Source organism: uncultured Thomasclavelia sp., from assembly GCF_944324745.1.
Lineage (GTDB): Bacteria > Bacillota_I > Bacilli_A > Erysipelotrichales > Coprobacillaceae > Thomasclavelia.
The window spans coordinates 1-14,483 of sequence record NZ_CALUXO010000036.1 but is presented as its reverse complement, the minus strand read 5'-3'; the positions used below and the strand labels follow the sequence as shown (position 1 = coordinate 14,483).

Below are 14,483 nucleotides of genomic sequence, written 5' to 3'. Positions count from 1 at the left end.
GCCGCACACTATCGTTGCAATGTCAATATTTTTCTTTTAAAAATGATAAAAATTTTATAAAAAAGAGAGGGCATATTTGCAATATAACCATCGATTGTCATTAAAATCTTAACTTAATGACATTGGCACTTAGGCTTCTTCATTTTGTTCTTCTTTAGCTTTATTTTCATAATAATTACGAACTAACATTTGCGTTTTGCGAATATGTTGTTGAATTTTTTCTTTAGCCAAATCTTTATCACGAGCTAAAATCGCTTCGTAAATTTCACGATGCTCTTGAGCTGCCGATACTAAACGATCTGGCTGTCTAATTGAATGTCTTGATGTAACATGAATATAGTAATTGATATCTGATAATAATTGTTCAAAATATTTTGATTGCGTACTGCAATAAATCGCTTCATGAAAAGCAATATTCATTTCATTGAATTTTTCCTGATCATTTTTATTAGCATAAAATTCCATTAGATCATAAGCTTCTTTAATTTGTTCTAAATGTTCATCATCAATCCGTTCGATTGCTAGTTGAATTGCCAGACCTTCTAAAGCATAGCGAATTTCCAGCATATCATCAATATCGCGGTGTGAAAAACCAAGAACATAAACTCCTTTATTAGGAATACTTTTAACTAAACCTTCCAATTCCAATTGTTTTAAAGCTTCTCTAATCGGCGTACGGGAAATATTTAATTGGCGCGCTAAAGCAACTTCATTAAGTTTTTGTCCCTTAGTATATTCTTCATTTAATATCTTATCACGTAAGACATTAAAGATTTTATTACCCAAGGATCCATGAGATGCACTTTCTAATAAATTCTTTGGCATATTTTAACCTAACTCTTTAATAATAGCTTCGGTAAACTGTTTGGTTGTTGCTTTACCACCAATATCAGGAGTTACTACTTCTCCTTTGGCTACGACTTTAGCTAATGCATCCCGTAATTGATTAGCTTTATCTAATTTTCCTAATGCCTCTAACATTAAGGCAAATGCTAATAATAAAGCGCTTGGATTAGCAATTCCTTGACCAGCAATATCCGGTGCACTACCATGAACCGCTTCATAAATTCGATATTCATCACCAATATTACCACTTGGTGCAAAACCAAGGCCACCAACTAATCCGGCACATAAATCAGATACAATATCACCATATAAATTTGGTGCTACTAAAACATCAAATGTTTCTGGACGAATAACTAGTTGCATACACATATTATCAACTATTACTTCCTGAGTTTCAATTTCTGGATAATCTTTAGCGACATCACGATATGCCTCTAAAAATAGACCATCAGTATACTTCATGATATTTGCTTTATGAACCGCAGTTACTTTTTTACGGCCATTATTTCTAGCATACTCAAAAGCATAACGACAGATTTTCTCACTAGCTTTACGAGTTATTAATTTAACTCCATTAGCGATATCTGGAGAAATCATATATTCAATTCCTTTATATAAATCTTCAGTATTTTCACGAATAATGACTAAATCAATATTTTCATATCGAGAATCAATTCCCTTAAATGATTTAATAGGACGAACATTAGCATATGTAGCAAATTGTTGTCTTAGAGCTACGTTAACGCTACGAAATCCTGTACCAATTGGTGTTGCCGTAGGTCCTTTTAAAGCCCATTTATATTCTTTGATTGCCTCAACCAATCCTGGTTCAAATACTTCCTTAGTATTTGCAGCATATTCAGCGCCAGCTTGATATTCTACCCATTCCAGGTCTAAATTCATTGCTTCACTAACCGCAACTACACTTTTTGATATTTCTTTTCCAATTCCATCTCCAGGAATTAAAACTGCTTTCATTAAAAATCACCACCTAATTCTTTAATTGCGTTTAATAAACCACCATAATTGATCATCACTTTTTCCCGAGGTGATAAAGTTAATGTGGCTTCAATTGCTTCATTAGTTGTTTCATTGATAACTTTGACATTACCACCATTAGCAATAGCTTCTTTAATATTAACAATTTTATAATTATCTTGATCATTAAAGAAATCTTGATCTTTAGCTTCAATAACTAGTGGTAAAATTCCATTATTAATTAAGTTAGAGCGATGAATTCTAGCAAATGATACTGCAAAAATCGCTTTAATTTTTAAATAATTTGGTACCAAAGCCGCATGTTCTCTCGAACTTCCTTGACCATAATTATCACCACCGACAATAAAACCACCATGGTTTTTAATTGCTCGATCATAGAATTCCGGATCAACTTTACTAAATGAATATTTAGCTAAATGAGGAACATTAGAACGATATGGTAATAATTTACTATCAGAAGGAACAATATGATCTGTAGAAATATTGTCACCAACTTTTAATACAACCTTACCACTAATTTCATCAGTAATCTTATCGCCACGAGGCACTGGTTTAATATTAGGTCCCATATAAACCTCATTATTTTCATCATATTCATTAATAAAGAAATTACTATTTTTAATAAATGGTGTACTTGGTACATCAGCTAAATACATATCATCTTCAAATTCTTGTGATAAATATCCTTTAATGGCACTTAAAGCAGCAATCTCTGGTGAAACTAGGTAAACACTAGCATCATTAGTTCCTGAACGTCCTTTAAAATTACGATTGATTGTTCTTAAAGAAACACCTTTTGAAAGTGGTGCTTGTCCCATTCCAATACAAGGGCCACAACCACACTCTAAAATTCTAGCTCCGGCGTGAACCATATCAGCTAAAGCTCCATTTTGTGATAACATTGCTAAAATAGAACTAGACCCTGGTGCAATGACTAATGATACATGATCAGCAACCTTTCTCCCTTTTAAAATCTTAGCCGCTTTCATCATATCGGCAAATGAAGAATTTGTACAGCTTCCAATTACGACCTGATTAATTTTCATTCCCTCTAAATCTTTAACTGGGACTACCGCATCAGGACTATGTGGTTTAGCGGTCATTGGAACCAATGTACTTAAATCTACTGTTAATTCTTGATCGTAGCTGGCATCTTCATCAGCCTTCATTTCAATATAATCTTCTTCACGACCTTGTTGTAATAGGTATTCTTTAGTTCTTTCATCTGTTGGGAAAATTGAAGTAGTTGCTCCAAGTTCTGCCCCCATATTACAGATCGTAGCTCTTTCAGTTAATGATAAAGAACTAATACCTTCACCAGTATATTCGATAATTTTATTAACACCACCTTTAACAGTTAGTTGTTGTAAAATATAAAGAATAATATCCTTAGCACTAACCCAAGGTGCTTTAGTCCCAATTAAGTTAACTTTAACAACACTAGGACATTGTAAATAATATTTACCAATTGCCATCGCAACGGCAACATCTAAACCACCGGCACCAATGGCAATCATTCCCATTGCCCCACATGTTGGTGTATGTGAATCCGAACCAACTAAAGTTTTCCCAGGTTTAGCAAAGTTTTCTAATTGCAACTGATGGCAAACTCCATTACCAGGTTTAGAAAAAATAATTCCGTGCTTTTTTGCTACACTGCGAATGAATTCATGATCATCCATGTTTTCAAATCCCGTCTGTAACATGTTATGATCAATATAAGCAACAGCTGTTTCGACAGCAACATGTTTTATATTCATAGCTTCTAATTGTAAGTAAGCCATGGTTCCTGTGGAATCTTGTGTCAATGTTTGATCGATTTGAATCCCAATTTGAGTCCCTGGAACTAATTTACCATCTTTTAATTTATTACTTAAAATTTTGTATGCTAGATTCATACCCATAACGATTATACCCCCAATCATTCAATGTTGCATACAATTATACAAAAAAACATTTGTTATTACAACCCTTTAAACAAAAAATTAAGATTAAAACAACAAAGAAAAATAGGGGAATTTCCCCTATATATCTAAAGCATAGGCAATTGCTAATTTAGCAGTTTCCTCGATAGCACTTACATGGCATCTTTCCATACCATGAGTATTAATTACGGCCATTCCAAATGCAGCAGCATAAACATTATTACCAGCTCTAATTGCAGCATTGGCATCAGTACCATAACGATAGAAAACATCGACACAATAATTCAAATTAGCTTTTTTAGCTTGAGAAATAATTCTGTTTGTTAAACCACGATCATATGGAGAATAATTGTCTTTAGCACAAATACTAACTGTTGTTTCATTACCATGATAATCAGGACCAATCAACCCGATATCTAATGCTACATATTCACTAACTTCTTCAGGAACATAAGCACCACCATGACCAATTTCTTCATACAATGGGAAAGCTAATAAAGTTTTATATTTTGGTTTTAAATTATTTTCTTTTAAATAATTAATCATTTCAAATAAAGCGGCAGCTGAAGCTTTATCATCAATAAAACGAGATTTAACATATCCTGAAGGTGTATATTCAAAATGAGGATCGATTGAGATAACATCACCATGATCAATTCCTAAATTCATAACATCTTCTTTAGATTTAACATCTTCATGAAGAATAACTTCCATATGTAATTCATCACGAGGTGCCGTTCTAGCATCATCAAAAACATGAACTGAATGTGATTTACAAATTACCATTCCACGATAACTGCGCCCATCACGAGTATGAATAGTAACCCCTTCACCTTCAATACTAGAATAATTAATACCACCTAATTGACGAACTTCTAAATGACCTTCATCAGTAATATGACGGATAACTAAACCAATTGTATCTAAATGAGCTCCCATACAAACTGTTTTAGAATTATCTTCACCTTCTAAAGTAATATACCCAGTTCTTTTACGATCATAAGTTACTTTACATCCTAATTTAGTAGCTTCTGCTTCTAAAAAAGGATGAATTTCTTCATAATAACTGACCGGACTTGGTACCGCGATAAAATCTTGACAATATTTTATAAGTCTTTCTCGATTAACTGAAATTTCCATTTTAATAATACCTCTTTACTACTTTTATTTTTCTTTATTATATAAATGACAAGCACACATATGTCCTGGTTCGACTTCAACTAAATCTGGGCGAACCGCATGGCAGATTTCCATAGCACGAGGACATCTAGTGACAAAGCGACATCCCTTTGGTGGATTCGCCGGACTAGGTACGTCACCACCTAATACTTCTTTATCATCAATTCTTTCTTCAGAAATTTTAGGAATTGCTGAAAATAATGCTTGAGTATATGGATGAAGTGGATTTTTATATAAGCTATGTTTATCAGCCATTTCCATCATATTTCCTAAATACATAACTCCAACTCGATCAGCAATATGCTTAACAACACTTAGATCGTGAGAAATAAAGATATAGGCAATTCCTAAATTTTGTTGTAATTCTTTTAATAAGTTGATGATCTTAGCTTGAATTGAAACATCCAAAGCTGAAACTGGTTCATCACAAATAATTAATTTAGGCTGCAAAGCTATTGCTCGAGCAATCCCAATTCTTTGACGTTGTCCACCAGAAAATTCATGAGGATAACGATACAAGTAATCTAAGTTCAAACCAACTTCTTTCATTACCTCAATAATACGATCATCGCGTTCTTTTTTAGTTTTATATACTTTAGCAATATCAATTGGTTCCCCAATAATGTCTTTAACTGTCATTCTTGGATTTAAAGATGCATATGGATCTTGGAAGATTAGTTTTATTTTTTCACGGGCCTTCTTTAAATCTTTTCCTTTTAAAGAGCCAAAATCCTGACCATCAAGAATGATTTTACCAGATGTCGGTTCAATTAAACGGATAACACTTTTACCCATAGTTGATTTACCACATCCAGATTCTCCTACGATTCCAAAAGTTTCTCCAACTTTTACCTCAAAACTAATATCATCTACTGCTTTAACAACACCTTTAGAACGTTTTAATGAAGATGATTTTATTGGATAATGTTTTTTTAAATGCTCTACTTTTAATAATACATCATTATTATTTTCCATTATTTATCCTCCCATTCTTCATGATATTTCCAACAACGAACTAAATGTCCTTCACCAGTATCCAACATAGCCGGACATTTTTTATGACAAATATCCTTAGCATACTTACATCTTGGGGCAAAGAAGCAACCTTCAGGTAATTCATACAACATTGGTACTGATCCAGGAATTACTTCTAATGGTGCATCATCATCAGAATCAATATCAGGAATTGAACGCATTAAACCAATTGTATATGGATGCTGTGGATTTTTAAATAAATCTTTGACACTAGTGTATTCAACAATCTTACCAGCATACATAACTATAACATTATCAGCCATTTCAGAAATTACTCCCATATCATGAGTAATTAATAGTACTGCTGAGTTCATTTCATGTTTTAAACGATTGATTAATTTTAAAATTTGCGCTTGGATCGTTACATCCAAAGCAGTAGTAGGTTCGTCACAAATCAATAAAGATGGTTTACAAGATAACGCCATTGCAATCATAATTCTTTGACGCATTCCACCTGATAATTGATGAGGACAAGAAGCAAAAACTTTTTCAGGCATTGGAATCCCAACTAATTTGATCATTTCCAAAGCTCGCTCTTTAGCCTCTTGTTTAGAAATCTTTTCATGAGTTAAGATTGCTTCCATAATTTGTTTTCCAACTGTGACAACCGGATTTAATGATGTCATTGGTTCCTGAAAAATCATTGAGATTTCTTTACCACGGATATCTTGCATTTGTTTTGGTGATTTTTTCAAAAGATCTTCACCTTTATAAACAATTTCACCTGAAGTAATTTTTCCTGGTGGTGAAGGAATCAACTGCATCAATGATAAAGCAGTCATACTTTTACCACAACCAGATTCACCAACTACCCCTAAAGTTTCACCAGTATGAACAGTAAAGCTTACTTCCTGAACAGCTGGCAGTGCACCACGATCAGTAAAGAAAGTGATACCTAAATCATTGACTTTTAATAATTCATTATTTTCACTCATACTTTCACCTCTTACGATCTTAATTTAGGGTCTAATGCATCACGTAATCCATCACCTAACATATTAAAAGCTAAAACCGTAATAATAATTGCTAATCCAGGGATTACACTATAATAAGTAGCACTTCTAATATATGGTTGTGAAAAACTAATCATTGATCCCCAACTTGACATTGGTGGACGAACTCCTAAACCTAAAAAGCTTAATGACGCTTCTGACATAATAGCACTTGGAATACCTAAAGTAATAGTTACGATCAATGTTGATAAACAGTTTGGTAATAAGTGTTTCATGATGATTTTAAAGCTGCTACCACCACTGATTTTACAAGCATCAATATATTCCATTTTCTTTAATCGCATAACATCACCACGAATTAAACGAGCCGTTGAAGCCCATCCTAATAAACCAAGGGCGATATATAAGTTTACTAACCCTGGTCCTAAAACGAACATAATGGCAATGGCAAATAATAAGAATGGAAATGATGAGAATACTTGGATGATAAATGAAATAACTGCATCAACTTTACCACCAAAATATCCAGCACAGACACCCATTGTATATCCAATGACTGTAGCAATTATTTGTGAAACAATTCCAACACTTAAAGAAATACGACAACCATAGACAACTCTAGAAAAAATATCACGACCTAAATCATCAGTTCCAAACCAATGAGTACTACTAGGTGGTAATAAACGGTCAGTTAACACTTGAGCATCTGGATCATAAGGGGCAATCCAAGGTGCAAATAAAGCTACTAAACATAAAATAATAACAATTCCTAAACAAACCATAGCAACTTTATTCTTTTTAAAAATATTCCAGCTAATAGACCAATAACTATGATATGTTTTATTCTTTTTCTTAAACATTTTATTCCTCAGTCTCCTTTCCTAATCTAATACGAGGATCAGCAACTGTGTATAAAATATCAACAACTAGATACATAATAACACAGATAATCGCAATGTACATAACGCCACCTTGAACAATTGGCAAATCACGTGTGTTAATACTATCAACTAACATTTTTCCAATTCCTGGAATTGAAAATACTGATTCTACTAAAACAGATCCAGTTAAAATATTTCCTAAGTCAGTTCCAGCAATAGTAATAATTGGAATTAAGGCATTTCTTAATGCATGTTTAATAATAACTGTCCAATGTTTTAAACCTTTAGCTTGAGCAGTTCTAATGTAATCTTGTGATAAAACTTCAAGCATACTAGTTCTCGTAATTCTGGCAATACTAGCAGCATACCGAGTTCCCAGAGCGATTCCTGGCAATATAAACGATGAAAAACTAGCAATACCAGAAAGTGGCAGCAGATTAAATTTCAAACATATGACTATCTGAAGAATGATAGCTACCCAGAAAGCTGGTGCTGAAATTCCAATAACTGAAATAGTCATTAATAATGAATCGATCCATTTTCCACGATTAACAGCAGCAATAACACCAATACCAACTCCTAAAACAACTGCAATTACATAAGCAACTCCAGCTAATTTAGCAGTTACTGCAAAAGTAGATGTTAAAATATCGATTACTGGACGATTTTGAAAATAAGAAGTACCAAAATCACCAGTTAACATATTTGTAAGCCAATTTATATATTGGGTTAAAATTGGCTGATCTAATCCCATTTCATGAGTGACACGGGCAATTGTTGCCTGATCGGCTTGTTCGCCAAGCATGATTTCAACCGGGTTACCTGGAACAATATTTAAAACGAAAAATGTAATTAAAGAGATACAGAAAATTACACCAATGGCCTGTATTACTCTTTTTAGTAAATATTTCCCCATAGTTTTCCTCCTTACTAACGAATATGGAATGCAAGAAGCATTCCATATCCTGAGCCTTTATTTAAATTATTTTTTATCTAAATCAATATCGATATTGTATAAATGATAAATCAAGTTACCTAATTTAGCATTTTTTACATATGGTTTTGCAACAAATTGTAATTTTGGATAATAAAGTGGAATAGTTGCATAATCTTCACGTGATAAAATGTAATCAGCTTGTTTATATAATTCTTCACGTTTAGCATCATCATCAACAGTTTGACGAGCTTCTGTCATCAATGCATCGAATTCAGGATTATTGTAGAATACTCCTTTTCCAACAGCATTTTCTGAATAATAATATGTATACATTTGATTATCGGCATCAGCATATAATGGGAACCATCCAACGATTGTAGCTTGTAAGCTTCCTTCGCTACGAGAAGAACTCCATACCCCATTATCGATAACTTCAACATTCATTGTAATTCCGGCTTCTTTGACATAAGCTTGAATTGCAGTAGCTACTTTTTCTTCAGTAGCTCTAACTTTTGCTGTGAATTCAACATTTGATAATCCAGCATCAGCTAATACTTGTTTAGCTTTTTCAACATTATATTCATATGTATCTAAGCTATCATCATGACCAGGTACTCCTGGGTTTAAGAATGATGAAGCTGGTTCTGCCGCACCATTTAATACTGTTTCACATAATTCTTCACGGTTGATACATAAAGAAATTGCTTCTCTGACTGCTACATTATCTAAAGCAGGATCAGTAACCTTAACTGACATGAAATATGTACCTAATGGTGTAATTTGAGTAATTTCATCAGCAATATCGCTATCTTGATATTGATCTAATAATTGACTGCTTAGATCACACATATCAATATTACCTTGTTCATATTCCATCATTTTTGTACTTACATCATCAATGTAAAGAATTTCTAAACGATCTAAGTTTGGAGTACCCATATGATAATTTTCATTAGGTTCCATAACAACTTTAGTTGCTTCATCGTTTTCAACGATTACATATGGACCAGTACCAACTAAATTAGTACCTCTACCCCATTGATCGCCAGCTGCTTCACAAGCTTCACTTGGATAAATAGAAGCATAATCCATACCTAAATTAGCAATAAATGGAGCAAATTTATAAGTTAGTGTAATAGTAAAGTGATAATCATCTTGAATTTGAAGACCAGATAATTCTGTTGCTTCACCAGCTAACATTTCGCTAGCTCCTTGAATCATATCATACATATATGTATTTGTAGATCCAGTTTCTGGTTTAAACATTCTTTCAAATGTATATTTAACATCTTCTGCTGTTAAATCAGTTCCATCACTGAATTTAACTCCTTCTTTTAATTCAAATGAATATGTAAGACCATCTTCTGATACTGTTGGAAAATCAGTAATCAATACACATTCTTCTTCATTATCATCATTCCAGCGCATTAAACTTTCTACAACGTTATCAGCGACTGATGACGCTCCGGAGTTAGAATTAGTTTGCATATCTAACCCAACTTTAGGATTAGATTGTCCAAAACGAAATACTTTTTCTCCACTGCTGTCACTGCTTCCACCACCGCAACCAACTAGCGATACCGCCATGGCAAAAACAGCAAGAGCTGATAGAGCTTTTTTTAAACCTTTCATAAAAAACCTCCCGTTAATTTTTAACCATTTTCCTTTTTAATATTAAAGTAAAATTTACACATCATCATATAATCATTCATTACAAATAATTAGGCTCTATTAATTTGATAATTAGTGTAGCTTTTCAATAATACCAACACATTATAGCAAACTGTGCCAAATGTTGCAAGATTTATTGTATTTATGTATACAAATTTGTGAAAATACGATATTTATGTGTCTAAAAAACAAAATAATAACTAAAAAATTATTATTTTCCTAAAAAGAATCTTAAAATATAATTACAAGATACTCATCTACCAAAAAATTCATCTAATAAATGATAAATACTCTAACTAGAAACGAAAGTTAACTATAAATATAGCTTAAAATATGATAAAATGGCTTACGGTGATGAAAATGTTAATTGAATGTTCAAATATAGCTAAATCATTTCTGGGAGTACCTTTATTAAAAGACATTTCATTTAAAATTGAAAATCATGATAAAATAGCTATTATTGGCGTTAACGGCGCTGGTAAGACGACGATTTTAAAAATAATTGCTGGTGAAGAGGACTATGACAGTGGTAATTTATTTTGCAGTAAAGATCTGACTTTAGGCTATTTAAAGCAACAGCATGATTTAGATGTCAATAAAACAATTTATGAAACCGCCTTAGAAGTGTTTAAACCCTTACAAAGAATTGAAAAAAGACTTCGGGAACTAGAAATACTTATGGCTGATGATCATAGTAAACAAGTTCTAGATGAATATGATCAATTATCGCAACAATTCAGTGATCAAAATGGTTATAGTTATCCAAGCAAAATAACTGGGGTTTTAAAGGGGTTAGGTTTTGATGAAAGTGAATTTGATGAACCTGTCAAAATTTTATCGGGTGGTCAAAAAACACGGTTAGCTTTAGCAAAAATTTTATTGCAAGAACCTAAATTATTACTGTTAGATGAACCAACCAATCACTTAGATAATAGTGCAATCAACTTTTTAGAAGGATATTTAAAAAGTTATCCATATGCTATTATCGTTGTCAGTCACGACCGCTACTTAATTGATCAAGTATCAAATAAAATTGTAGAAATTGAAAATGGAAAATCTAAAAGCTATAACTGTAAATATGAACAATATTCGATTTTAAAAAAGCAACAGCGAGCTATTGATTTAAAACATTATTTAAATCAACAAAAAGAAATAAAACGAATTCAAGAGAGTATCGATACTTTAAAATCATACAATCGTGAAAAACAAGTTAAACGAGCTGAATCTAAAGAAAAGCAACTGGCTAAAATGCAATTAATCGATAAGCCTGAAAATCTGCCAGATACTATTACAATTAATTTTAAACCCAAAAGAGAATCTGGATTTGATGTTTTAAAAATTGAAAATTTAGCGGTAAAATTTGATGAAATTTTATTTCAAAATATTAATATTGATATCAAAAAACAAGAACGTGTAGCTTTAATTGGCGATAATGGTATTGGTAAAACAACGCTATTTAAAACTATTTTAAATCAGATAACTCCTTATCTTGGAAAAATCAAATTTGGTAGTAAAGTTGATGTCGCCTACTATGACCAGGAACATAGTACGTTATCAATGAACAAAACAATATTTGATGAAATTAGTGATAACTTTCCTAATATGACCAATACTGAAATTAGAAATAGTTTAGCGTTATTTAATTTTAAAGGTGAAGATGTTTTTAAAGAAATCTCATTACTATCCGGTGGTGAAAAAGGACGGGTGGTCTTAACTATCATCTTATTACAACAAGCCAATTTCTTAATTCTTGATGAACCAACTAACCATCTGGATATTGCTTCTAAAGAAGTTTTGGAAGATGCTTTAAATCAGTTTGAAGGAACGATTTTCTTTATTAGTCATGACCGCTATTTTATTAATAAAGTAGCTACTAGAGTAATTGAACTTACTAATAATGAAGCAATCAGTTATAATGGTAATTATGATTTATACATTGACCATAAAATCAATGTTAAAACTCCTAAAAAGGATAATAGTGCTTACTTAAGCATGAAGGAACAAAATGCTTTAAATCGTAAACATCAAAATAAAATCAAAAAAGTAGAAAATCAAATTTCTACTTTGGAACAACAAATTAAAGATTTAACTAATGAACTTCATAGTGATGAAGTAGTTAATGATTATCAAAAATATAATCAAATAAATGATCAGATTACTGAATTAGAAAACCAGTTAAATGATTTACTAGAACAATGGGAAGCCCTGCAATAAGGGCTTTTTATATTGTCTTTACGCCTAAGATACAATAATCTTCTTCATTTTGTGATCCCTCACAATCAACATACTCTACCTGAACTAGACAACGGTTATCATTACTTAACAGAAATATTTGATCACCTACTTGAATTCCTGTTTCTTTGCAAACAATTAAATGCTTTATTCTACCGTTACAGATTTTATCAAAATATTGTGGTTTAACCTGTAATTCACACATAATAAAACTCCCTTCATTCTTTTAATACTAATTTATTTGGTTTAGATATATCTTTTTCAATTTTTATTTCGATCGTTTTTTCCAGTTTATTTTTGGCTCGCTTGCTTTTCTTGTTTATTATCCAAAGTATCCCAGGATAAAGAAAAAATTTAATTGTCAAAGTTATTGCCAATAATCCTAAGTCAATCGATAACAACAAAAATAATGGTTTAATAAACATCAAATCGGCCTCCTTTATATATCTAAACAGCAATTAAATATATGCAGTTGCATTTAAATTATGCTTAAAATAGTATAACTATTTCATCTTTAGTAATTTGTCTAATTAAGTAGTGGCGATAAATTTCTTTTAAAACCTGTTTTTTTTAATTTTTTTGATAATTATTTTTCAAATAATGTAAAACGGTTTCAATTGAAATAAAAATCAGTATAATTAAACCGTGCTTACAAGGAGGAGAATATATAAGATGTTACACAAAAAATTAAAACCATTCCCTAAGGACTTTTTATGGGGTGCATCAACTTCAGCTTATCAAGTAGAAGGAGCTAACCTAGAAGATGGAAAAGGACCATCATGCCAAGATGTTAAAAAGGTACCTGAAGGAACTTCAGATTTAACTGTTTGCGCTGATCATTATCATCGTTATAAAGAAGATATTGCTTTAATGGCGGAAATGGGATTTAAAACTTACCGTTTTTCTATTGCTTGGACTAGAATCCTGCCTCAAGGAACTGGTGAAGTGAATCCTAAAGGAATCGAATTCTATAATAATGTAATTAATGAATGTTTAAAATATAACATTGAACCATTAGTTACGATGTTCCACTTCGATATGCCTGCTGCATTAGATGAAAGAGGAAGCTGGTCTAACCCTGAATCAGTAGACTGGTTTGTAAACTTTGCTAAAGTTATGTTTGAAAACTTCGGTGATCGAGTAAAATACTGGTTAACGATCAATGAACAAAACATGTTAACATTAGTTGGACCAGTTATCGGTACTTTAACTATCCCTGAAGGATGTGAAAATGTTACTAAAGAAGTTTATCAACAAAACCATCATATGTTAGTAGCTCAAGCTAAAGCTATGGCATTATGTCATGAAATGTTACCTGGTGCTAAAATTGGACCAGCTCCAAATATTTCACTAGTATATCCAGCATCTTGTAAACCAGAAGATGTTTTAGCAGCTCAAAACTATAACGCAATTAGAAACTGGTTATATTTAGACATGGCAGTATTTGGAAAATATAATAACTTAGTATGGTCTTATTTAGAAGAACATGATGCTTGTCCTACTTTTGCTCCTGGTGATGCTGAAGCATTGGCAAATGGACATCCTGACTTTATTGGATTCAACTATTATAATACAGCTACTTGTGAAGCTAGTGATGGAACTGAAGAAATGGATCCAGGTGCTGATCAACAAACTGCTCGTGGTGAAGCTGGTGTTTATCGTGGATATAAAAACCCTAACTTACCTACAACTGAATTTGGTTGGGAAATTGACCCAGTTGGATTTAGAGCAACTATGAGAGAAATGTATTCTCGTTATCGCTTACCAATGATCGTTACTGAAAATGGTTTAGGAGCTTATGATAAATTAACTGAAGATGGTAAAG

Annotated in this window: 13 protein-coding genes; 2 read left to right on the top strand and 11 right to left on the bottom strand. The window is 32.2% G+C overall.

Annotated features, from left to right (window positions below; translation table 11 throughout):
- Positions 1–129: 129 nt before the first annotated feature.
- The 9 genes from Q0K54_RS03810 to Q0K54_RS03770 all read right to left on the bottom strand — a co-directional run bounded on the left by Q0K54_RS03810 (position 130) and on the right by Q0K54_RS03770 (position 10,387).
- Positions 130–825: a GntR family transcriptional regulator gene (locus tag Q0K54_RS03810; RefSeq protein ID WP_294578534.1), complete on the bottom strand. Its 696-nt coding sequence runs from the start codon at positions 823–825 to the stop codon at positions 130–132.
- Positions 826–828: 3 nt separating this feature from the next.
- Positions 829–1,824: an isocitrate/isopropylmalate dehydrogenase family protein gene (locus tag Q0K54_RS03805; RefSeq protein WP_294578533.1), complete on the bottom strand. Its 996-nt coding sequence runs from the start codon at positions 1,822–1,824 to the stop codon at positions 829–831.
- Positions 1,824–3,749, bottom strand: coding sequence for an aconitate hydratase (locus Q0K54_RS03800; protein WP_294578532.1), 1,926 nt, complete (start codon positions 3,747–3,749; stop codon positions 1,824–1,826). Before Q0K54_RS03800 ends, Q0K54_RS03805 begins: the two co-directional genes overlap by 1 nt.
- A 120-nt stretch (positions 3,750–3,869) precedes the next feature.
- Complete coding sequence (locus Q0K54_RS03795; protein ID WP_294578531.1) at positions 3,870–4,910, bottom strand: M42 family metallopeptidase; 1,041 nt, start codon at positions 4,908–4,910, stop codon at positions 3,870–3,872.
- A 24-nt stretch (positions 4,911–4,934) separates the two neighbouring features.
- Positions 4,935–5,924 carry an ABC transporter ATP-binding protein gene (locus tag Q0K54_RS03790; protein WP_294578530.1) on the bottom strand — a complete coding sequence of 330 codons (990 nt, stop codon included), beginning with the start codon at positions 5,922–5,924 and terminating at the stop codon, positions 4,935–4,937.
- Positions 5,924–6,919: an ABC transporter ATP-binding protein gene (locus tag Q0K54_RS03785; protein WP_294578529.1), complete on the bottom strand. Its 996-nt coding sequence runs from the start codon at positions 6,917–6,919 to the stop codon at positions 5,924–5,926. The genes Q0K54_RS03790 and Q0K54_RS03785 overlap by 1 nt, the downstream gene beginning before the upstream one ends.
- 11 nt (positions 6,920–6,930) lie before the next feature.
- Complete coding sequence (locus Q0K54_RS03780; RefSeq protein WP_294578528.1) at positions 6,931–7,797, bottom strand: ABC transporter permease; 867 nt, start codon at positions 7,795–7,797, stop codon at positions 6,931–6,933.
- A gap of 1 nt (position 7,798) precedes the next feature.
- Entirely contained in the window at positions 7,799–8,734 is a 936-nt protein-coding gene (locus Q0K54_RS03775) for an ABC transporter permease (protein WP_294578527.1), read from the bottom strand.
- Positions 8,735–8,800: 66 nt separating this feature from the next.
- Positions 8,801–10,387, bottom strand: coding sequence for an ABC transporter substrate-binding protein (locus Q0K54_RS03770; RefSeq protein ID WP_294578526.1), 1,587 nt, complete (start codon positions 10,385–10,387; stop codon positions 8,801–8,803).
- A gap of 399 nt (positions 10,388–10,786) precedes the next feature.
- Here Q0K54_RS03770 and Q0K54_RS03765 point away from each other — a divergent pair, with 399 nt between their 5' ends.
- Positions 10,787–12,640, top strand: coding sequence for an ABC-F family ATP-binding cassette domain-containing protein (locus tag Q0K54_RS03765; protein WP_294578525.1), 1,854 nt, complete (start codon positions 10,787–10,789; stop codon positions 12,638–12,640).
- A gap of 7 nt (positions 12,641–12,647) precedes the next feature.
- Here Q0K54_RS03765 and Q0K54_RS03760 read toward each other — a convergent pair whose 3' ends face one another.
- Both Q0K54_RS03760 and Q0K54_RS03755 read right to left on the bottom strand, forming a co-directional pair.
- Positions 12,648–12,863, bottom strand: coding sequence for a DUF3850 domain-containing protein (locus Q0K54_RS03760; protein WP_294578524.1), 216 nt, complete (start codon positions 12,861–12,863; stop codon positions 12,648–12,650).
- Between the two features lie 13 nt (positions 12,864–12,876).
- On the bottom strand, positions 12,877–13,083 hold the full coding sequence (locus tag Q0K54_RS03755; RefSeq protein ID WP_294578523.1) for a hypothetical protein: 207 nt from the start codon (positions 13,081–13,083) through the stop codon (positions 12,877–12,879).
- 247 nt (positions 13,084–13,330) lie between these two features.
- Between Q0K54_RS03755 and Q0K54_RS03750 the strand changes: the two genes are divergently transcribed.
- Positions 13,331–14,483, top strand: a 1,153-nt coding sequence (locus Q0K54_RS03750) for a glycoside hydrolase family 1 protein (RefSeq protein WP_294578522.1), incomplete at its 3' end; no start/stop codon positions are given.

What these genes read in the sequence shown, in the direction of transcription:
- Q0K54_RS03760 (WP_294578524.1), bottom strand. Translation starts at nt 12,863, where the DNA reads ATGTGTGAATTACAGGTTAAACCACAATATTTTGATAAAATCTGTAAC.
- Q0K54_RS03775 (WP_294578527.1), bottom strand. Translation starts at nt 8,734, where the DNA reads ATGGGGAAATATTTACTAAAAAGAGTAATACAGGCCATTGGTGTAATT.
- Q0K54_RS03755 (WP_294578523.1), bottom strand. Translation starts at nt 13,083, where the DNA reads ATGTTTATTAAACCATTATTTTTGTTGTTATCGATTGACTTAGGATTA.
- Q0K54_RS03795 (WP_294578531.1), bottom strand. Translation starts at nt 4,910, where the DNA reads ATGGAAATTTCAGTTAATCGAGAAAGACTTATAAAATATTGTCAAGAT.
- Q0K54_RS03780 (WP_294578528.1), bottom strand. Translation starts at nt 7,797, where the DNA reads ATGTTTAAGAAAAAGAATAAAACATATCATAGTTATTGGTCTATTAGC.
- Q0K54_RS03810 (WP_294578534.1), bottom strand. Translation starts at nt 825, where the DNA reads ATGCCAAAGAATTTATTAGAAAGTGCATCTCATGGATCCTTGGGTAAT.
- Q0K54_RS03785 (WP_294578529.1), bottom strand. Translation starts at nt 6,919, where the DNA reads ATGAGTGAAAATAATGAATTATTAAAAGTCAATGATTTAGGTATCACT.
- Q0K54_RS03790 (WP_294578530.1), bottom strand. Translation starts at nt 5,924, where the DNA reads ATGGAAAATAATAATGATGTATTATTAAAAGTAGAGCATTTAAAAAAA.
- Q0K54_RS03770 (WP_294578526.1), bottom strand. Translation starts at nt 10,387, where the DNA reads ATGAAAGGTTTAAAAAAAGCTCTATCAGCTCTTGCTGTTTTTGCCATG.
- Q0K54_RS03800 (WP_294578532.1), bottom strand. Translation starts at nt 3,749, where the DNA reads ATGGGTATGAATCTAGCATACAAAATTTTAAGTAATAAATTAAAAGAT.
- Q0K54_RS03765 (WP_294578525.1), top strand. Translation starts at nt 10,787, where the DNA reads ATGTTAATTGAATGTTCAAATATAGCTAAATCATTTCTGGGAGTACCT.
- Q0K54_RS03805 (WP_294578533.1), bottom strand. Translation starts at nt 1,824, where the DNA reads ATGAAAGCAGTTTTAATTCCTGGAGATGGAATTGGAAAAGAAATATCA.